19 protein-coding genes and 1 pseudogene are annotated in these 17930 nt (G+C 40.4%); 9 read left to right on the top strand and 11 right to left on the bottom strand.

Annotated features, from left to right (window positions below; all coding sequences use genetic code 11):
* The coding region (locus M1F65_RS05070) for an LPXTG cell wall anchor domain-containing protein (RefSeq protein ID WP_247925585.1) at positions 1–241 on the top strand (241 nt) is incomplete at its 5' end.
* Positions 242–323: 82 nt separating this feature from the next.
* Here the strand turns inward: M1F65_RS05070 and M1F65_RS05065 are convergent.
* The 3 genes from M1F65_RS05065 to M1F65_RS05055 all read right to left on the bottom strand — a co-directional run bounded on the left by M1F65_RS05065 (position 324) and on the right by M1F65_RS05055 (position 2921).
* Positions 324–1400: a DUF2974 domain-containing protein gene (locus M1F65_RS05065; RefSeq protein ID WP_247925584.1), complete on the bottom strand. Its 1077-nt coding sequence runs from the start codon at positions 1398–1400 to the stop codon at positions 324–326.
* A gap of 89 nt (positions 1401–1489) precedes the next feature.
* Positions 1490–2266: a ferredoxin reductase domain-containing protein gene (locus M1F65_RS05060; RefSeq protein WP_247925583.1), complete on the bottom strand. Its 777-nt coding sequence runs from the start codon at positions 2264–2266 to the stop codon at positions 1490–1492.
* Between the two features lie 85 nt (positions 2267–2351).
* A complete protein-coding gene (locus M1F65_RS05055; RefSeq protein ID WP_247925697.1) occupies positions 2352–2921 on the bottom strand; it encodes a TetR/AcrR family transcriptional regulator in 570 nt (189 codons plus the stop codon).
* Positions 2922–3246: 325 nt separating this feature from the next.
* On the opposite strand from M1F65_RS05055, the gene M1F65_RS05050 reads away from it, so the two are divergent.
* The 4 genes and pseudogenes from M1F65_RS05050 to M1F65_RS05035 all read left to right on the top strand — a co-directional run bounded on the left by M1F65_RS05050 (position 3247) and on the right by M1F65_RS05035 (position 6437).
* Positions 3247–3924 (top strand): response regulator transcription factor, encoded by a 678-nt coding sequence (locus M1F65_RS05050; protein ID WP_070696863.1) that lies wholly within the window; start codon positions 3247–3249, stop codon positions 3922–3924.
* Positions 3917–4891, top strand: a complete 975-nt coding sequence (locus tag M1F65_RS05045) for a sensor histidine kinase (RefSeq protein WP_247925582.1) — start codon at positions 3917–3919, stop codon at positions 4889–4891. Before M1F65_RS05050 ends, M1F65_RS05045 begins: the two co-directional genes overlap by 8 nt.
* 75 nt (positions 4892–4966) lie before the next feature.
* Positions 4967–5245 (top strand): annotated as a pseudogene (locus M1F65_RS05040) (ABC transporter permease); the annotation flags it as partial.
* A 142-nt stretch (positions 5246–5387) separates the two neighbouring features.
* Complete coding sequence (locus tag M1F65_RS05035; protein WP_247925581.1) at positions 5388–6437, top strand: DUF389 domain-containing protein; 1050 nt, start codon at positions 5388–5390, stop codon at positions 6435–6437.
* Between the two features lie 213 nt (positions 6438–6650).
* Here M1F65_RS05035 and thrS read toward each other — a convergent pair whose 3' ends face one another.
* The 3 genes from thrS to M1F65_RS05020 form a co-directional block, all read right to left on the bottom strand.
* The gene (gene thrS, locus M1F65_RS05030) at positions 6651–8594 is read right to left on the bottom strand and encodes a threonine--tRNA ligase (protein WP_084880516.1); all 1944 of its coding nucleotides are present in this window, start codon (positions 8592–8594) and stop codon (positions 6651–6653) included.
* Positions 8595–8604: 10 nt separating this feature from the next.
* Positions 8605–9228 carry an adenylate kinase family protein gene (locus tag M1F65_RS05025; protein WP_049501480.1) on the bottom strand — a complete coding sequence of 208 codons (624 nt, stop codon included), beginning with the start codon at positions 9226–9228 and terminating at the stop codon, positions 8605–8607.
* Positions 9229–9490: 262 nt separating this feature from the next.
* Positions 9491–9865 (bottom strand): hypothetical protein, encoded by a 375-nt coding sequence (locus M1F65_RS05020; RefSeq protein WP_049477608.1) that lies wholly within the window; start codon positions 9863–9865, stop codon positions 9491–9493.
* A 193-nt stretch (positions 9866–10058) separates the two neighbouring features.
* Here M1F65_RS05020 and M1F65_RS05015 point away from each other — a divergent pair, with 193 nt between their 5' ends.
* The 4 genes from M1F65_RS05015 to M1F65_RS05000 all read left to right on the top strand — a co-directional run bounded on the left by M1F65_RS05015 (position 10059) and on the right by M1F65_RS05000 (position 13705).
* Entirely contained in the window at positions 10059–10910 is an 852-nt protein-coding gene (locus tag M1F65_RS05015) for a metallophosphoesterase family protein (RefSeq protein ID WP_049477609.1), read from the top strand.
* Positions 10911–11070: 160 nt separating this feature from the next.
* Positions 11071–12012: a hypothetical protein gene (locus M1F65_RS05010; protein ID WP_000801528.1), complete on the top strand. Its 942-nt coding sequence runs from the start codon at positions 11071–11073 to the stop codon at positions 12010–12012.
* 165 nt (positions 12013–12177) lie between these two features.
* The gene (locus tag M1F65_RS05005) at positions 12178–12615 is read left to right on the top strand and encodes an Rrf2 family transcriptional regulator (RefSeq protein WP_001167389.1); all 438 of its coding nucleotides are present in this window, start codon (positions 12178–12180) and stop codon (positions 12613–12615) included.
* Between the two features lie 67 nt (positions 12616–12682).
* Positions 12683–13705, top strand: a complete 1023-nt coding sequence (locus tag M1F65_RS05000; protein ID WP_049477611.1) for a YdcF family protein — start codon at positions 12683–12685, stop codon at positions 13703–13705.
* Positions 13706–13991: 286 nt separating this feature from the next.
* Here the strand turns inward: M1F65_RS05000 and M1F65_RS04995 are convergent, their stop codons facing one another.
* From M1F65_RS04995 to M1F65_RS04975, 5 genes are all read right to left on the bottom strand, one after another.
* Positions 13992–14774 (bottom strand): DUF4037 domain-containing protein, encoded by a 783-nt coding sequence (locus M1F65_RS04995; protein ID WP_049477612.1) that lies wholly within the window; start codon positions 14772–14774, stop codon positions 13992–13994.
* Positions 14775–14903: 129 nt separating this feature from the next.
* Positions 14904–15563: an amino acid ABC transporter permease gene (locus M1F65_RS04990; protein WP_000443890.1), complete on the bottom strand. Its 660-nt coding sequence runs from the start codon at positions 15561–15563 to the stop codon at positions 14904–14906.
* 9 nt (positions 15564–15572) lie between these two features.
* Entirely contained in the window at positions 15573–16250 is a 678-nt protein-coding gene (locus M1F65_RS04985; protein WP_070696882.1) for an amino acid ABC transporter permease, read from the bottom strand.
* A gap of 12 nt (positions 16251–16262) precedes the next feature.
* Complete coding sequence (locus M1F65_RS04980; RefSeq protein WP_070696884.1) at positions 16263–17057, bottom strand: transporter substrate-binding domain-containing protein; 795 nt, start codon at positions 17055–17057, stop codon at positions 16263–16265.
* Positions 17058–17067: 10 nt separating this feature from the next.
* Positions 17068–17826: an amino acid ABC transporter ATP-binding protein gene (locus M1F65_RS04975; RefSeq protein ID WP_070696887.1), complete on the bottom strand. Its 759-nt coding sequence runs from the start codon at positions 17824–17826 to the stop codon at positions 17068–17070.
* Between the last annotated feature and the right edge of the window lie 104 nt (positions 17827–17930).

Raw genomic sequence — 17930 nt, 5'->3', positions numbered from 1 at the left:
AGATATTCCAGGTTACCGCTTCGTAGAGACTAAGAAACTTCCAAACGGCGACACAGAACATGTCTACGAAAAAGTTGTTACTGCCCCTCAACAAAAACCGACTGAGCAATCTCCAACTACTAAAGCAACCAAAGAATTACCTAATACTGGTACGGAAGATCATGCAGCTTTGGCAGCTCTAGGAGTACTTGGTTTGATGAGCGGATTTGGACTTGTGTCTCGCAAGAAAAAAGAAGACTAATTCTATACTCGAGATTCTAAGTAGTATCCATTAGTTTCTGAAACAAAAAACCAACTAATCGTTAGATTAGTTGGTTTTTTGTCTATTCTCGATTTTTCCAAGCTTGGTAGCGGGTGTCGATCAAGAGTTGGGTTAGTCGTCCCATGGTTTCTCTTTCTTCGGGAGTGAGGGATTGAGCTTGGACAAAGAGATGGTGAATGTGTTCAATGACCTTGAAGGAAGAAAGATCGTTGATAGAGGAGATGCCTGCATCAAGAATAATTCCAAAAAAGAGGTCAAAGTAGAGCTGCAGTTCTTCGTCAGGAACTGTTTCAACCCATTCCTTGAAAGTAGTGTCGACTTGTTGGCTGTCACTATTGGTCTCGTCTAGTTGGACAAAGTGCTTGTCTTCAACCTGCCAACTAAAGGTGTCGTGCTGAGCAAGGCCACCTAAGGCGGTGCTTCGAACGACGATTTTTTTGTCCGGAATTTCCAACATCATTCCGATGATAGACCCTTGCGGGATAAACACTTTCGTTCTTTCCATCATGTTTTGATAGCCTGGTGTTTCGGTTAGTTCCTTGTGAAGCCCAGGGGCATCAAAAGTATAGACAGAGATAATGTTTTTCTGCAAGTTTGGATCAAGTTGACTGGCAGCATAGACAGCTAAATTGCCCCCTTTTGAGTGCCCTGCTAGGATAACCTTTTGCTTAGGATGTTGAGCAAAAAAGTTCTCCAAATATTGGAGGGCATGTTTTTGAGCAGGGATTTCCTTCATATAGGTCATATGGAAATCTTCTTTCCAACCGATGATACTATCATCCGTCCCACGAAAAACAAGCAAATAGGTATCGAGACTGATACGATAAGTCATGGCTGCAAACTGTTTTTGCAATTCAGGATCGATATCGTTGATAAAATCTGAGAGCTTGCAATTTTTAAAGCGTTTGTGTTGAGCGAGCTGATTCAATAACTGGAGACGATTTTTATTGGTCAACATCGTCGTGTCTCTAGGGATTTGAGGTGCAAGATCTATGAGGCGCTTTGGTTCTTGGGTAACTACATCATCAAAAGGAAGATAGGTTAATTCAGTCAGGGCAAGAACATCTAACTCGTTCACGGGGAGGTCATAAAAGGAATCGTATGCTACATCATTTAAGTAGTCAAAAATATTGGCCATAAAAGCTCCTTTCTCTATGTTTATCCTATCACATTTACCTAGAATTAGCTAGTAGGGTTTGATTGAAATACATAGAAGATAGATTGCTCCTATTTCAAACCTCTAAACGAGCTTACTTGTATGTTTTTGCTATCAATCCCATTTTCCTTTAAAAAATTCTTCATCTCTTTAACATCATCAGGCTGACCTGTGATGAGATAGCTGGCTTGATTGCCGTATTCATCAATAGCACGTTTTAAAAACTCTTGACTTTGAGAAAGTTCCTCGCTAGTTTTATAAGTAAAATTCGGTGTTTTTTGAGCCAGTTCTTTCATCTCATTATCGAAAATAGTAACTCCTTTGTCAAAATGGTTGAGAATAATCGGACATTTACCAGCCCATTCTTTGATAAGGGGGCGTAGAGCAGAAATGCCGACATCAGATGCAAAGCAAACTAGTGGTTTATTCGTATCTTTAACAGTCAAAGAGGAATCCAGCCAACTCATCTCAATCTCACTGCCAGCCGGTAAATGTGTCAAGGTTTCCTTAAAGTGGCTACCACTATTATGAGTCAAAATGAGAATTTCATCTTCATCAGGTGTGGAGGCAATGGTTAGCCATCGACTGGTTTGCTCTCCGTTAGCTTCATATTTACTAGCAGTAGACGAGGTATCAGGGAGTGTAAACTTAGCATAAGCCCCAGCTTTCCAGATTTGATGACTCGGTTTTGTGATATGAATTACATATAGATCTCCGCTGGGGTTTTCGATGGATTTTATCGATAATGTCTGGCTTCGTCCAAGATAAGCGATGGCACCCCAAGTTATAATACATAGCGCTCCAAGTGTTGATAGAATGATAATAAACATTTTTTTACCTCTTTTCATTTTTTATGACTCCTGTTCTTAATTTTATGAATGAACTAAAAAATAATTCATTCATATTTTTTTAAAAAATAAAGAAATCCATTCTTTATTTTAGAACTCCTTTAATGAAGTTGGTTGCAAGTATTTCAACAGTTTTGCCAATATCTGGAAAATCTTTTTCCGTGATATGCATATCCATATAGTAAAACAGATTATAAACCTGTAAAATCTCTTGAATCTTTTCTGGAGAATACCCTTCAGCCTGCATACGATTTGTAAAAGTTTTAACTAGAAACTGATGAAATGGATTTGCGACTTTGCCTTCTTCTGACGAATAGTAGCTGTGCAACTCATCTGCGATGGCAGGATTGTACCATTCTGCAAGGATTTTATTGGAAGAAACGAGAGTTCTGGACTGAGCAAATAGTTGACCAATAAGGTCGATCATGTCAATTTCCCAATCCAGTTCTTCGATCATAGCTTGGCGAACACGGTTGTTTTCATCTATATAGATGTCTAGAAAAATGGCTTCTTTACTCTCGTAATAGTTATAAAAAGAACCAACTGCAACACCAGCTTGCCTAGCAATTTCTGAAATTCCTGTTGCCTTGTAACCTTTTTTTGAAAAAACTTCATAGGCTGCTCTCTTTAAAGATTGTTTTTTGTCCAATATGATTTAACCTCCTTTGTTTCATGAATGAATTAATTTATTCGTTCATTCATTCATATTCTAACAAATCATGGCTAGCTTGTCAATAAGAAGGTTAGATCTATTAAATAAGTTAAAGAAACGCTAACTAAATGAGCACAAAAAGGAAAATATAGGATAAGGCTGGAACTATACTTAAAAATAAGGTATGATATCAGTAGGAATGTTCTCTATATAGCATCTGTTTACTGATCTGGATTTGGGAAATAGGCTGCTAAACAGTATGAGATACTGATCCGTAAATCTGATATGAAGGGTTTTGATACTTTGAGAAATAGCAAAGGAGGAGCGCATGCACAAGATTTTACTAGTAGAAGATGATCAAGTCATTCGACAACAAGTGGGAAAACTGCTCTCTGAGTGGGGCTTTGAGGTCATTTTGGTAGAAGATTTTATGGAAGTATTGAGCCTTTTTGTTCAGTCAGAACCTCATTTGGTCCTCATGGATATTGGCCTGCCTCTTTTTAATGGTTACCACTGGTGTCAGGAGATTCGCAAGATTTCCAAGGTGCCCATTATGTTTCTGTCTTCGAGAGACCAGGCGATGGATATTGTCATGGCGATCAATATGGGAGCAGATGACTTTGTGACCAAGCCTTTTGACCAGCAGGTGCTCCTTGCCAAGGTTCAGGGCTTGTTGCGCCGTTCCTATGAGTTTGGGCGAGATGAAAGTCTGCTGGAGTATGCGGGTGTGATCCTCAATACCAAGTCTATGGACCTGCACTATCAGGGTGAAGTCCTGAGCTTAACCAAGAATGAATTTCAAATTTTGCGGGTTTTGTTTGAACATGCGGGTAATATCGTGGCGCGTGATGACCTGATGCGGGAACTCTGGAATAGCGACTTTTTCATCGATGACAATACCTTGTCTGTCAACGTTGCTCGCTTGCGCAAAAAGTTGGAGGAGCAAGGCTTGGCAGGATTTATCGAAACCAAGAAGGGAATAGGGTACGGACTGAAACATGCTTGATTGGAAATTATTTTTTCTGGCCTATCTGCGTTCTCGCAGTCGTCTTTTTGTCTATATTTTTTCATTGGGTTTTCTTGTTTTTCTCTTTCAGTTTTTATTCGCTAGTATAGGATTTTATTTCTTCTATTTTTTCCTCCTCAGTAGCTTTTTAACCCTTTTATTTTTGGTTTGGGATATTTTTGCAGAAGCTCAGATTTACCGGCAGGAAGTACTGTATGCTGAAAGAGACCCAAAGTCTCCTTTGGAATGTGTGCTAGCGGAAAAACTCGAAGAGCGTGAGTCTGAATTGTATCAAAAGAAGTCAGAAGCCCAAAGTAAACTGACGGATTTGCTTGACTACTACACCTTGTGGGTTCATCAGATAAAGACTCCTATTGCAGCGAGCCGTCTCTTGGTAGCAGAAGTATCTAATCGTGAGGTCAAGCAGCAACTGGAACAGGAAATCTTTAAGATTGACTCCTATACCAATCTGGTGTTGCAGTATCTTCGTTTGGAAAGCTTCCACGATGACTTGGTATTTGAAAAGGTTCAAGTGGATGACTTAGTTAAGGAAGTGGTTCGTAAGTATGCTCTTTTCTTTATCCAAAAGGGACTGACCGTCAATCTACATGACCTTGACAAAATCATCGTGACCGATAAGAAGTGGCTGTTGGTTGTCATTGAACAAATCCTCTCAAACAGCCTCAAATACACCAAGAAAGGTGGACTAGAGATTTATATGGAAGGCCAGGAGCTCTGTATCAAAGATACGGGAATCGGGATTAAAAACAGTGATGTGCTCCGAGTCTTTGAACGTGGCTTTTCAGGATATAATGGTCGCCTAACCCAGCAGTCATCTGGACTTGGACTTTACCTATCTAAGAAAATTTCTGAAGAACTGGGTCACCAGATTCGTATCGAGTCTGAGGTCGGAAAAGGAACGATAGTGCGGATTCAGTTTGCTCAAGTGAACTTAGTCCTTGAGTGAGAAGAGTAGATAAGAGCCCAGGATAAGACAACTGGGCTTTTCTATCTTTAACTGTGTATCCTAGTAAATTATTTTATCTACTATAAACAAATCTCTGAGGGATATGAAGACCACGAACGAAAAGGTAGGTCTAGATCAAAAGCAGATTAAGCAAATCATTAACAAGCAAATCTTGACAGTTTTCTTCCTTCCTGTAATTTTTGCATTTCTCCATTGGCCTTTGCTTATCATATGCTTAGTTTAGTTCTCAAGGTCATTGAAGTAGTCGATGATACCATGAGGTTGACGATAACTTTCTCTATCTGTTCAATTGATAGATTTCTTCAGATAAAGACTGTAAAATTTTTGATATAATGTTAAGGATGGACTGACGGATATTTAAAGGATAATTTTCAAAAGAATAACAGGTGAGAAGAAAAATATGTAAGATTGGACAGAAGTCTCTCTACCATCATCCAAGCAGAAACAAGATTATATGAAATAAAAGGAGTAACCAATGACCGGAAACTATTCAACACTTGAATACCGTGAGAAATTATATGATGATCTTCATGTTCGATTGAGAGATACAGTGATTTTGATGTGTGCGATTTTTATTGCCTCTATCGGACTAAATATGAATTCAACTGCTGTCATTATTGGAGCCATGCTGATTTCGCCTCTTATGACACCGATTGTTGGACTCGGATTTGGTTTAGCTATTTTTGATACGCGTTTAATCAAGCAATCTCTAGAGGTTTTATTTACTCAAGTATTGGTCAGCTTGCTTGTCTCGACTCTATATTTCTGGATTTCTCCCTTATCTTATGAAAGTAGCGAATTGATTGCACGAACCTCTCCAACCATTTGGGATGTTCTCATTGCTATTGCTGGTGGGATAGCAGGCGTAATTGGTTCAAGGAAAAAAGAAGCAAACAATATCGTGCCAGGAGTAGCCATTGCAACAGCTCTGATGCCACCTATCTGTACTGCAGGCTATGGTTTAGCTAATGGGAATGTACGATTTTTATTTGGGGCTCTCTATCTTTTCTTGATCAACTGTGTCTTTATCATGCTAGCCAACATTGTTGGAACAAGAATTTTGATGAGAAAATCTCCCTTAAGTTCATTTAAAGAGCTAAACATTAAAATGAAAATTGGCTTGACATCCTTGATTGTATTATTGGTTCTTCCAGCCAGTTATTCAGCAGTCACTCTGACGATAGATCAAGCGCGAAAAGAAGGAATCAAACAGTTTGTAGGAAAAGAGTTCGCCAATCATACGGTCATTAATCAAGTCTACAAGTCAAGGAACAATGAATTGGTCTTGACGGTTGTTGGAGATCCGATTTCAGACGAAGAATTAGAAACGCTCCATCAAAAACAAGCCTCTTACGGTATTCAATCTGTTCAATTAAAAGTCAATCAAGTTCATAATTCGACAAAATTAGATAGTGAGATGACCAAGGAATTTTACGAAAATATTAACAAGTATATCGATCAAAAACTCTCTGAAAAAGATTCACAAAAAGATCTCGTAAAAGAAAATGAGGCAGACAAGGACTGAGGATAGTTAACTTATCTAACTCATGGAAGCAAATCTTGGGAGGATATCCCATATCCAACAGTTAGTGGATAGAAAGGATTGTTTATGAGGATACCATTTGTGGTGGTTTAACCAATCACTACTAGCTCAGGTTAAATAAAATATAAAAAAGCAACAACTGAGATAGTTGTTGCTTTTCTGGCTCTGAAAAACGTTTCTCAGACAGTGATCGTTTTATTTCTCAACACGAGATTTGTTGGCTATATCAGCAAGGATTGCTGCTACAAACTCATCTACTGGGACAGTTTGTGTTTCTTTTTGGCCATAGCGACGAACATTGACTGTTCCGTCTTCCATTTCCTTATCCCCAACAATCAATTGGTAAGGAATCTTACTGGTTTGAGAAGCACGAATCTTGAACTGCATTTTTTCATTGCGCTCATCTACGTCTGCACGGACACCACGGTCACGGAGTTTCTTAGCCACTTCCCAAGCGTAGTCAACGTGTTTCTCGTTAGATACTGGGATGAGGGTTACTTGGTGTGGTGCCAGCCATGTTGGGAAGGCACCCTTGTAGTTCTCAATCAAGATAGCTGTGAAGCGTTCCATAGTTGAGATAACCCCACGGTGGATCATAACTGGACGGTGTTCTTCCCCGTCAGCTCCGATATATTTGAGGTCGAAGCGTTCTGGAAGCAAGAAGTCAAGCTGGATAGTCGAAAGGGTTTCTTCTTTTCCGAGAGCTGTCTTAACTTGGATATCCAATTTTGGTCCGTAGAAGGCTGCTTCACCTTCTGCTTCAAAGTAGTCAACCCCCATTTCATCAAGTGCTGCACGAAGCATGGTTTGGGCATTTTCCCACATCTCATCGTTGTCAAAGTACTTGTGAGTATCTTGAGGGTCACGAAGAGAGAGACGGAAGCGGTATTCAGTCAAGTTGAAGTCTTCGTAAACATCGATAATCAACTGAAGGGCGCGTTGGAATTCTTCTTGGATTTGTTCTGGAGTAACAAAGAGGTGACCATCGTTAAGTGACATTTCACGCACACGTTGAAGACCAGTAAGGGCACCAGATTTTTCGTAACGGTGCATCATCCCGATTTCAGCGATACGGATTGGCAACTCACGGTATGAGTGAACATGGTGTTTGAAGACTTGGATGTGGTGTGGACAGTTCATTGGACGAAGGACAAACTCTTCACCGTCACCCATGTCCATAGTTGGGAACATGTCTTCTTGGTAATGATCCCAGTGACCAGAAGTCTTGTAAAGCTCTACAGAAGCAAGCGGTGGAGTGTAAACGTGTTGGTAGCCAGAAGATAATTCCTTGTCGACAATGTAGCGTTCCAATTCACGACGGATCGTTGCACCATTTGGCAACCAGAATGGCAAACCTTGACCAACCTCTTGAGAAATCATGAAGAGGTCAAGCTCTTTACCAAGTTTACGGTGGTCACGTTCTTTCGCCTCTTCACGCATTTGAAGGTAGTTTTTCAAGTCTTTCTTGTCAAACCAAGCTGTACCGTAGATCCGTTGCATCATCGCGTTGTCGCTATTTCCGCGCCAGTAAGCACCAGCTACATGAAGAAGGTGGAAGATTTGGATGCGACCTGTTGACGGAACGTGAGGGCCACGGCAAAGGTCCACGTATTCCCCCTGACGGTAGATAGTTAAACCACCCTCGTCTTCTGAGTGTTCTTCAATCAATTCCAACTTGTAAGGGTCGTTTTTGAAGATTTCACGTGCTTCGTCTTTAGTGACTTCCTCACGAATAGATGGGAAGTTTTCTTTGACGATTTTTTTCATTTCTTCTTCGATACGAGGAAGGTCTTCGTTGGAGATTTGACCGGCAGTATTGTCTGTATCGTAGTAGAAGCCATCTTCGATAGCTGGACCAACTCCCAAGTGAATATCTGGGAAGAGGCGACGAGCTGCTTGGGCAAACAAGTGGGCAGCTGAGTGACGCAAGATCGGAAGGGCATCTTCGTGATCAGGTGTCACGATTTCGATGCTTCCATCTTCAGTGATAGCACGAGTCGTGTCAATGAGTTTGCCGTTGAATTTACCAGCCAAGGCTTTTTTAGCTAAGGAATTGCTGATAGATTGGGCAATTTCAAAAGTAGTAACGCCAGATTCGAATTCACGAACAGCGCCATCTGGGAAAGTAATCTTAATCATGGTTTTCTCCTTAAATATTTATTCTATTTTTGTTGGACAATTTTAAGAGCCGAGCAACTTCTTCCGCAGTCTGATTCTCTGATTGACTACCATCTGTTACGAGGCTAGGATAGCTTAATTTCACCGCTTCCTTACGAACCATTTGAGCAAAAAGAATGTCTCGTTGCATCCAGTTTTCAAAAGCTTGATCAGGGTTGGTTGTACCCTCTAAGACATAAGGAACCCATTCTCTCTGTATATAATGCTTTTTTTGAAAATCAGCTGTCGGAGTCAAGCATAGATAGGATGATACTTGACATTCAAGCTCCTTTACCAAGTGAGGCAAAAGTCCTGCTCCCTCCACCAAGAGAGGTCTGTTTTGATTTTTTATCAAGTAAGATTTTACATAAGGAAAAATCTCTTCATAAAAGCACCATTCTTCATCTGCCATCTCTTCTGGCTTTCTCATCCAGATTTGTTCTGGATTTCTATCCTTCCTAAGAAGGCAAATTGGCTGTGAGTCTGCACTTGCTTGACTCATCATCTCTTCTACCAAATCATCCAGTTTGATATGAAGTAGTTGATACTGTCTAGCAAGAAGTGAGGCAATTGTTGACTTTCCACTACAAGGCGATCCGCCAATCATATAAAGCATCGTTCTTCCTCCTTCTGACAAAACAAAAAACGACATCCATAAAAGGACGTCGCAACGTGGTTCCACCTTCATTTATGTTCCTCAAAAAAGAGGGACACCTCTGATTGGCTTTAACGTAGCCACCGTTTTATGTTTGCATAAAAGTCAGTAGAGTAGTATCAGTTTAGGCTTTCTATGCGTTTCCAGCAACCACGCACTCTCTAGTAGAAAGGGACTAAGTGACTTGTCTCTATGCATTATTATAGCATGATTGCGAGAATTTTCAAGGTTTTTGTATAATTTTTTTATTTTTCTCTCGCTGGAAGACATGCTTGATCCCCACACCAGCAGCCAACCCAAGTAGGGCAAAGAGTTCATAGGCTAAGAAGTAAAGCAGGATGAATTCGCCAAAGGTGATGATGGTAAAGCAAAAGAGCAGACCAATACCGAGTAGCCACCAAAGTGAGAAATGAAATCGATAGCTATAAAGTAGCGATACGATAAAGGTTACCAGAGGTGAAAAGAGGATGATGTTGTAAATGTACAGTCCCTTCAGTGTATATGGGTCAGAGATGAGTAGTGAGAATAGCTCATAGAGTGGCCAGTAAAAAAAGAAAGTAATAAGGTAGTATGGGATATACTTAAGATAATTCCGCATGGCAATAGTCCTCCAATCTGGAAAAAAATGAGAGATATTGTAGACCACATAATCCTAAATGAAGGGGAAATCTCTACTTATATTATAGCACGATTTAAAAGCTCTTACAATTTAATCCAGTGATCGGTGATAGTAATCTTTTCGAGTGTTTTCTGTTATAATACTAACAAAAGAAGGAAAATAAGGAGAAAGAATGACCAAAATAGCAGTTCTTTCAGACATACATGGAAATACGACAGCTTTGGAAGCTGTACTGGCTGATGCTAAAGCGGCAGAGGTAGACCAATACTGGCTTTTAGGGGATATTCTGATGCCAGGAACAGGACGTAGAAGGATTTTAGACCTCTTAGCTAGCTTGCCTATTACAGTAAGAGTTCTGGGAAATTGGGAGAATAGTCTCTGGCGAGGCCTGCATCGCAAGTTAGACCCTACAAAAGCGAGCCATCGTTATCTCCTGCGTCAAAGTCAGTACATCTTAGAGGATGTCAGCCCTGAAGAAATCGAAAACCTCAATAATCAACCTATGCAAGTTCATCGTCAGTTTGGTGATTTGATGGTAGGAATCACTCACCATCTCCCTGATAAAAACTGGGGTAGAGAGTTGATTCATACGGGAAAGCAAGAAGATTTTGATAGATTGGTGACGAATCCACACGCGTCTATCGCAGTATATGGCCATATTCATCAACAGTTGCTTCGTTACGGAAGTGATGGACAGTTGATTCTTAATCCAGGTTCCATTGGACAACCTTTCTTTCTAGATGCGAAGTTGCGTAAGGATCTACGGGCTCAGTATATGATTATAGAGTTTGATGAAGCAGGTTTGTCTGATGTTGATTTTCGTCGAGTGGATTATGATGTAGAAGCTGAATTGCAGTTGGCTAAGGATTTGAAGCTCCCCTATTTCCAGGTCTACTATGAAAGTTTGGTAAATGGGATTCACCATACTCATAACCATGAATTGTTAGGTCAGATTAGTGAACAAGAAGGTTATGATCAGGATGTTGAACTCTGGATGGAAAGAGACAAGAAAGATTGGTTTTAAGAGGACTTCTAGCTAGAAATCAGATAGTCTAGTGACTGCTGTTTCGCGATAAGTCGAACTGGATACGAATTGACGGCTTCTCAAATTTATGTTAGAATAACGGAATATAACTAATTTGAATCTCATACTAATTGATTTTCAAAATAAGCGGAGACAGATAATGAAACCAGAAGAGTTACACGCTATTGCCTCGGAGTTGGGCATGCAATTTGACGAAGATTCGCGTAGTATTTATGGCACGCAGTCAGGCTATTTACTTTTCCTGCAAGAAACTGACGTGAAAAATCAGTTTCGACTTTGTGTCAGTGTGAGTTTGAATGGAAATCCTGCTGATACAGAAGAAAATGAATTGGTTTGGGATGAGTTTAAGAGTGAATCTCTTCCAAACTTGTCGACCTTGTCTATCAATCAGTACCTTGTTTCTTTTGTCGTAAAAGGTGCAATGCGCAAATCAAAAACAATTGAAAAGCTACAGACGCTCATAACAGACCTTGTTGCATTCCTTGAAACCCATCATTTCGTCCAAGTGTGTGCCTACAGTGGTCAGGAGGGCCCCGTTGGTCTCTATCAATTAGGCGATTCAATTTTCCTTATCAATGAGGAAAGTTATCAATTGCTGAAGAGTAATCTTCAGATTGAGGTAGATTCTTATCAAAACCAGAAGGAAAATGTTCTTCTTGGAGCAGTTGGTGCCTTGCTAGGAGCCTTGGTTGGTGGAGCAGTTGCTCTATTTATCGCGCGTCTAGGTTATGTAGCTATGGTAGCAGGTATTGTTCTGGGGATTTGTACCATTAAAGGATATGAAATCCTTGGAAGAAAGGTATCTCGAAAGGGGATTGTGATTTCCTCTATTTGGATGGTGATTACTGTCTTTCTAGTAAATCAAATTGACTTGGCGATGGAAGTCGTTGCCAAACTAGGGGTTGAGTTTCCCTTTGCTTTCCGAGTGGTGAATCAATTAATCTTTAGCGGTGATTTCCCAGATAACTATTTTTATAATCTAGCTATGTTAGCTGTGTTTACCTTAGTTGGTGCTGGGGTGTCTATCAGCTCGGTTTGGTCAAGTCATAAAACAAAAGGGATTGTCCGTAAAATTGCATAAAAAAATAAGTCTTTGTATGTCCTCCGCTGTTCTGGGTACCAAGAGGGATACAGGACTTTTTGCATGGAGAAGGTAATCATTTGTTAATATTTGACAGGATAAGCAAAAAAGGTATAATGTTTATACGGGAAAAGATGAATAAAATATCAATGAAAGGAGAAGAAGATGCAAATTTCAAGCCGATTTACAATTGCGACTCATATGATGATTATTATTGCAATGCAGGATACAGACAGCAAGGTAACCAGTGATTTTCTTGCGGCTAGTGTCGGAGTTAATCCAGTCATTATCCGTAAGACTTTGTCGCAACTCAAAAAAGCAGGATTGATTTCAGTTGCGCGTGGGACGGGCGGTACCGAGATTATAAAGGACCTCCAAGATATTAGCCTTTTTGATGTGTATCAGGCTGTCGAATGTCTAGGAAAATCTGGCAAACTCTTTAGTTTCCATGACAATCCCAATCCTAACTGTCCAGTAGGGGCTAATATTCATAAGGTCTTGGATCAGAAATTGCTGGATATCCAAGTAGCTATGGAAAATCAACTTCGTCAGATGAGTCTGGCTCAGGTTGTGGCAGATGCAGAAGCAAGAATAGCAAAATAAGAGGACTAGGCTCCTCTTTTTCTATTGCCATAATTATGGTACAATGTAGACATTAAAGGAGGAGACTATGTACTTTATCACAGGATTTTTTGTCCTACTTTTTCTCGTTTCGTTTTTAAGGGACAATCGTAGTCTCTGGAATCCAGCTCTCTTGCTTTTGTCTCTGCTTTTTTCTTATATGTCTATTGCCAATCTTTTTTACGAAGCTGGGCAGAAAGAAGTGCACATGGTTTTCTTTGCAGGGATTTTTCTCCTGCTGCCTCTTTTAGTTTTTCTAAGTGGTTTTTTCCTTATTTATAATGGATTTGTGTTATTGAAAAAAGAAGGAAAATCCAAGGCAAATTATTTGTCTCTAGGATTAGGCTGCGTGATTCTATTCTTTTTTGTGATCATGGCGATTCGAGTGAGCGATACCAAGGGCTTGTTTTACACCAATCATCTAGTGAATATTATCTTTTTCTTTTTGATTTATTCGTATTTGATTTTTGGTTTTGCCTTTGCAGGATTTCTGCTTTATTCCATTCTGTATCTTTTCATTCCTAAGAAAAAATATTATGATTTTATCATCATTCACGGAGCAGGCTTGTTGAATGGAGAAAAAGTCACTCCCTTACTGAAGAGTCGCATTGACAAGGCAGTAGAAGCTTATCACCAGTCTCTCAATCCCAATGTTAAAATCATCGCAAGTGGTGGTCAAGGTGGGGATGAGAAGATTTCCGAGGCTCAGGCAATTTGTAATTATTTGCTGGAAGAGACGGATGTTCCGAGAGAAGCGATTCTCCTAGAGGAAGACTCAACGACGACCTATGAGAATCTTCTCTTCTCAAAAGAAATGGGAGAGAAGCTGGTGGCCAGTCCACGTTTTCTCTTTGTGACCAATGATTACCATGTTTTTCGTACCAGTACCTATGCTCGCCGTATTGGGATGAAGGGAGATGGTCTTGGTTGCCGTACAGCCGCCTACTATATCCCATCAGCCTTTATTAGAGAATATATTGCTCTATGTGTGAAGATGAGATGGCTTTTTATCGCTTTCTATGTTTTGTTGATTTTAGCTCTGATTTTCTCTTATAGAGGTGTTCTATGGTAATATGTAAAATTCATATTGTAATTCTTGTTAGAATCTCTAAAAAATCTTGTAGTAACTCTAAGGGAAAAATTGTCACTAGTAATGAAAGAGCAGGGTAAGTGATTGTGAGTGCGGTTTTAGGAACGGTTTCATGATTGCTCGTCAATCAATTGAACAATTTCTAACCTAGTTGCAGATTTTCAGAGAGAGTCAAAAATAGGCAACTGAATATGAGTAGACTAGAATTTTACAGTCAACGACAAATAAAAATGTGAACAGCAACAGAGGTTCACATTTTCTTTTTGGTCTATGGCAAAATGGCTTTTAGTTCCTTCAGGATAGTTTGTAAGGTTACGATCGCTTGTTCTCCTTGTTGTGGTTGGTAGAGTAGTTGGAAATACTTGCGAATAGTTTCTTCAAATTGCTTAGGGAGGAGTGTACAATTGGTCTTTGCGTACTCCAACATTCGTTTTTCACCAGGATGGGTTTGCTCATTGAGCGCAAATAACAAGTCAAAGTAGGAAGCAAAAAACTCACTCGTACGATGATTCATACTGAGAAGATCTTGGCGTTTGATAGCTTTTTCTATTTGGTGAGAGAAGGCAGGCATGGCTTGTTCTAGCAAAAGGAGTTGCCTTTCGATGATCTGTTTTTTGAGTTCGTGTGGATAGGGAATCTGGTAGGTTCTTTGGAGCAAAGCATAGTGTCCATTCGGGTCGTATAAAATCTTGCTGTGGAGTAGATTATGCCACATGCAAGTTGTATAGGCATTTTGAGCTTTGTGCTGAAAAACGGTTGAGTTCAATTCCTGTTCAAACGACTCCAGCGAACGATAAATCAACTCGATTTCGATACCGTTGTTTAGTACGCAGTCATCTTCTAATTCCCAAAACTGGTTTCCAATTTCCATATAAGAACAATACTTACTCAAGATATCTCGTCGAATCGCCTCATCAATAGAAGAGTTTAGATAGACATAAACGTCATAGTCAGAATTTTGATCGTAGGCTTGTCCTGCACGAGAACCACCAAGAGCAATAGCTTCTACTTGTTCCAGTTGAGAGAATTCTTTGCAAAGTTCGTGGATCATGATTTTTCTCCTTGCTTTAGGGTTTTAAAGTCATTTTACCAAAAAGTAAAACGTTTGCATAGCATTAAGTTGCTCTTTTTCATTTATAGCAAAAAATGTGAACCCTTGTTTCGAGTTCACATTTCTTTTTTATTCTGCGGCTTGTTGCCAACGTTTTGCTAGCTTATGAGACAGGCTAGAAATGGCAAAGTTAAAGATAAAGTAAATCAAGGCAATCAGGATATAAAGACTGAAGACTTGCTCTGGTTCGAAATAACGACCCATGAGAATTTGGCTGGCGCCAAAGAGCTCTTGTAGGGCGATAACAGAGTAGAGAAGGCTGGTATCCTTGATCACAGTTACAAACTGAGAAATGATAGCTGGCAACATTTTGCGGATTGCTTGTGGGAGAATGATGTAGTAGAGGATTTGCGCAGAGGTAAATCCTTGCGACATTCCTGCTTCGTATTGTCCCTTGTCTACGGCATTGAGGCCACCTCGGATAATCTCAGCTAGGGCTGCTGAGGTAAAGAGGGTAAAGGCTGTAATACCAGCTGGTGTGGACTTCATCTTAAACACCAAAAAGATGGTGAAAATCCAGAGGAGGTTGGGAACGTTACGTACAAACTCGATATAAATGCTGGAGATGATCCGTAAGACAGGATTTTTCCCATTTCTCATGACGGCTAGTACTGTTCCGATAAGGGTCGAGAGGACGATAGCAATCAGAGAAATGTAGAGAGTTAAGCCAAATCCTTTAAAGATAAAGACTAGGTTATCTGGGGTCAAAACTTCTAAAATAGATTCCATAGTAACCTCCTAAAGTGAATAGGCTTTTTTATTGGCTTGCTCCATCTTGCGACCAAATTGGGCGACAGGGAAGCAAAGGGCAAAGTAGAGTAGGGCAGCACCTAGAAAGGCAGGGATGTAGTTTCCGTTGAGAGCTGACCAAGACTTGGTCACAAACATCAAGTCCACTCCAGAGATGATAGCAACTGTTGAAGTATTCTTGATAAGGTTAACGATTTGGTTGGTCAAAGGAGGGAGAATGATACGAAAGGCCTGAGGCAAGATAATCAAGCGCATGGCACTGATATAGGTGAAACCTTGCGACAAGGCAGCCTCCATCTGACCATTAGGGATAGACTGAATCCCTGAACGAATCACCTCAGCAATATAAGCACCGTGATAAAGTCCTACGCAGAGAATAGCTGTCCAATAAATTGGAATCATGATGGTGTGTTCACTGATAAGAGGCAAACCATAAAAAACAATAACAAACTGTACCAAGAGGGGGGTGTTTTGGTAAAATTCGACAAAGATACGAGCCAAAATCCTTAGAATTTGATGTTTGCTAGTTGATAGGACTCCAAAGATGATTCCTAAGACCATAGCTAGGATAAAGGAGCCAATCGCTAGGGCAAGGGTGAAGAGGAAACCATTGAAAAATTGTCCAAAATCCTGAAAATAGGCTGTCCAAGATGATAAATCTGTCATGGGGTGTCCTCCTTAATCTGCGGTATGGCTAGATGGTTTGAGCTTGTAACGGTCATAGAGTTTCTGAAGACTGCCGTCCTTGCTCCATTTAGTGACCAAGCTATCAAGATAGTCGCTGAGCTCGGTGTTTGATTTCTTGGTAACAATGCCATAGTCAGATGGCTTGAAACTATCATCTAGTAGTTCTGTCCGTTTACTAATGTAGCCGGACAGAATAGAGCGGTCCACGGAAAAGGCATCAATACGGTGGGCGTGAAGGGAAGTAATCAATTCTGGGTAGGAACCAAGTTCGACGAATTTAAAGGTTAGACCTTTCTTTTTACCCAGTTCAGTAATCAAGCGCTGGGTAATGGATCCTTGAGCAACCCCAATGGTTTTACCGTTTAGGTCCTCAATGCTTTTGATGTTGGCAGATTTATTGACCAAAAAGCCAGAAGCGTCCGTATAGTAGGGACTGGTGAAGTTGTATAGTTTTTTACGCTCGTCTGTGATGGTGAAGGTCGCGATATCCATATCGACCTGTTCATTGTCTAGAAGAGGGCCACGGGTTTGTGCGGTAACAGGCACATAGCGAACCTTGACCTTGAGTTCGTCTGCAATCATCTTGGCCAGGTCCGTTTCGATACCAGAATAAGTCCCTTTCTTGGGATCCTTGTAGCCGAAATTGGGAACGTCTTGTTTGACACCGACAACTAGTTCACCTCTTTTTTGAATGTCTGTGACACTGGTGTCGGCCTGGACTGGTTTGGCAGCAACAAGGCTGAAAAGGCTAATTAATAATGCGGATAAAAAGAATTTCTTTTTCATAGGCGCCTCCTTATTTGACTTTATCACTTTCGTGGTTGATAATTTTGCTGAGGAATTGCTGGGCACGAGGTTCGCTTGGATTGTCGAAAAAGTCATCAACCTCTGTCGTATCTACTAAAACTTCTCCGTCAGCCATAAAGATAATGCGGTCCGCAACTTCACGGGCAAAGCCCATTTCGTGGGTAACGATGATCATGTTCATCCCGTCATGCGCTAGTTTTTGCATAACTGCTAGTACATCACCGATAGTCTCAGGATCAAGAGCAGATGTTGGCTCATCAAAGAGGAGGAGTTCCGGATGCATAGCGAGTCCGCGTGCGATGGCAATCCGTTGTTTTTGTCCACCAGATAGCGTGGCTGGATAGGAATCTTTCTTGTCCCACATATTTACAAATTCCAGATATTTTTGGGCTGTTTTTTCAGCTTCTTTTTTATCAATTCCTAGAACTTTTACAGGCGCAAGTGTTACATTTTCTAACACTGTTTTATGTGGATAAAGGTTAAAATGTTGGAAAACCATGCCGACTTCCTTACGGAGAGGAACTAAATCTTTCTGACTGGCACCTGCTACTTGGTGTCCATTGACTAGGAGACTTCCTTTGTCAACAGCCTCCAAACCATTAATAGTACGGATAAGAGTGGACTTCCCAGAACCAGAAGGTCCAAGCAGGACAACAACTTGTCCTTTTTCAAAACGGAGATTAATGTCGCGGAGTGCGTGGTAGTCTCCGTAATATTTTTCGATGTTTTTAAATTCTACTAAAGCCATGAGAGATCTCCTTTGTGTTAGATTTTATAACATGATTCTACAACAAAAGATTTGTCTTGTCAAATTAAATCAGAAAAAAATTAGTAAAATTGTAGTAAAAAGTA

This window comes from Streptococcus oralis (assembly GCF_023109195.1).
GTDB lineage: Bacteria > Bacillota > Bacilli > Lactobacillales > Streptococcaceae > Streptococcus > Streptococcus oralis_BV.
The sequence above is the reverse complement of the archived record's forward strand: the minus strand, read 5'-3'. Positions and strand labels throughout refer to the sequence as shown.

Bases quoted from the DNA above. Each gene is read 5' to 3' on its own strand.
- M1F65_RS05065 (WP_247925584.1), bottom strand. From the start codon at position 1,400: ATGGCCAATATTTTTGACTACTTAAATGATGTAGCATACGATTCCTTT.
- M1F65_RS05060 (WP_247925583.1), bottom strand. From the start codon at position 2,266: ATGAAAAGAGGTAAAAAAATGTTTATTATCATTCTATCAACACTTGGA.
- M1F65_RS05050 (WP_070696863.1), top strand. From the start codon at position 3,247: ATGCACAAGATTTTACTAGTAGAAGATGATCAAGTCATTCGACAACAA.
- M1F65_RS05045 (WP_247925582.1), top strand. From the start codon at position 3,917: ATGCTTGATTGGAAATTATTTTTTCTGGCCTATCTGCGTTCTCGCAGT.
- M1F65_RS05035 (WP_247925581.1), top strand. From the start codon at position 5,388: ATGACCGGAAACTATTCAACACTTGAATACCGTGAGAAATTATATGAT.
- thrS (WP_084880516.1), bottom strand. From the start codon at position 8,594: ATGATTAAGATTACTTTCCCAGATGGCGCTGTTCGTGAATTCGAATCT.
- M1F65_RS05025 (WP_049501480.1), bottom strand. From the start codon at position 9,228: ATGCTTTATATGATTGGCGGATCGCCTTGTAGTGGAAAGTCAACAATT.
- M1F65_RS05020 (WP_049477608.1), bottom strand. From the start codon at position 9,865: ATGCGGAATTATCTTAAGTATATCCCATACTACCTTATTACTTTCTTT.
- M1F65_RS05015 (WP_049477609.1), top strand. From the start codon at position 10,059: ATGACCAAAATAGCAGTTCTTTCAGACATACATGGAAATACGACAGCT.
- M1F65_RS05010 (WP_000801528.1), top strand. From the start codon at position 11,071: ATGAAACCAGAAGAGTTACACGCTATTGCCTCGGAGTTGGGCATGCAA.
- M1F65_RS05005 (WP_001167389.1), top strand. From the start codon at position 12,178: ATGCAAATTTCAAGCCGATTTACAATTGCGACTCATATGATGATTATT.
- M1F65_RS05000 (WP_049477611.1), top strand. From the start codon at position 12,683: ATGTACTTTATCACAGGATTTTTTGTCCTACTTTTTCTCGTTTCGTTT.
- M1F65_RS04995 (WP_049477612.1), bottom strand. From the start codon at position 14,774: ATGATCCACGAACTTTGCAAAGAATTCTCTCAACTGGAACAAGTAGAA.
- M1F65_RS04990 (WP_000443890.1), bottom strand. From the start codon at position 15,563: ATGGAATCTATTTTAGAAGTTTTGACCCCAGATAACCTAGTCTTTATC.
- M1F65_RS04985 (WP_070696882.1), bottom strand. From the start codon at position 16,250: ATGACAGATTTATCATCTTGGACAGCCTATTTTCAGGATTTTGGACAA.
- M1F65_RS04980 (WP_070696884.1), bottom strand. From the start codon at position 17,057: ATGAAAAAGAAATTCTTTTTATCCGCATTATTAATTAGCCTTTTCAGC.
- M1F65_RS04975 (WP_070696887.1), bottom strand. From the start codon at position 17,826: ATGGCTTTAGTAGAATTTAAAAACATCGAAAAATATTACGGAGACTAC.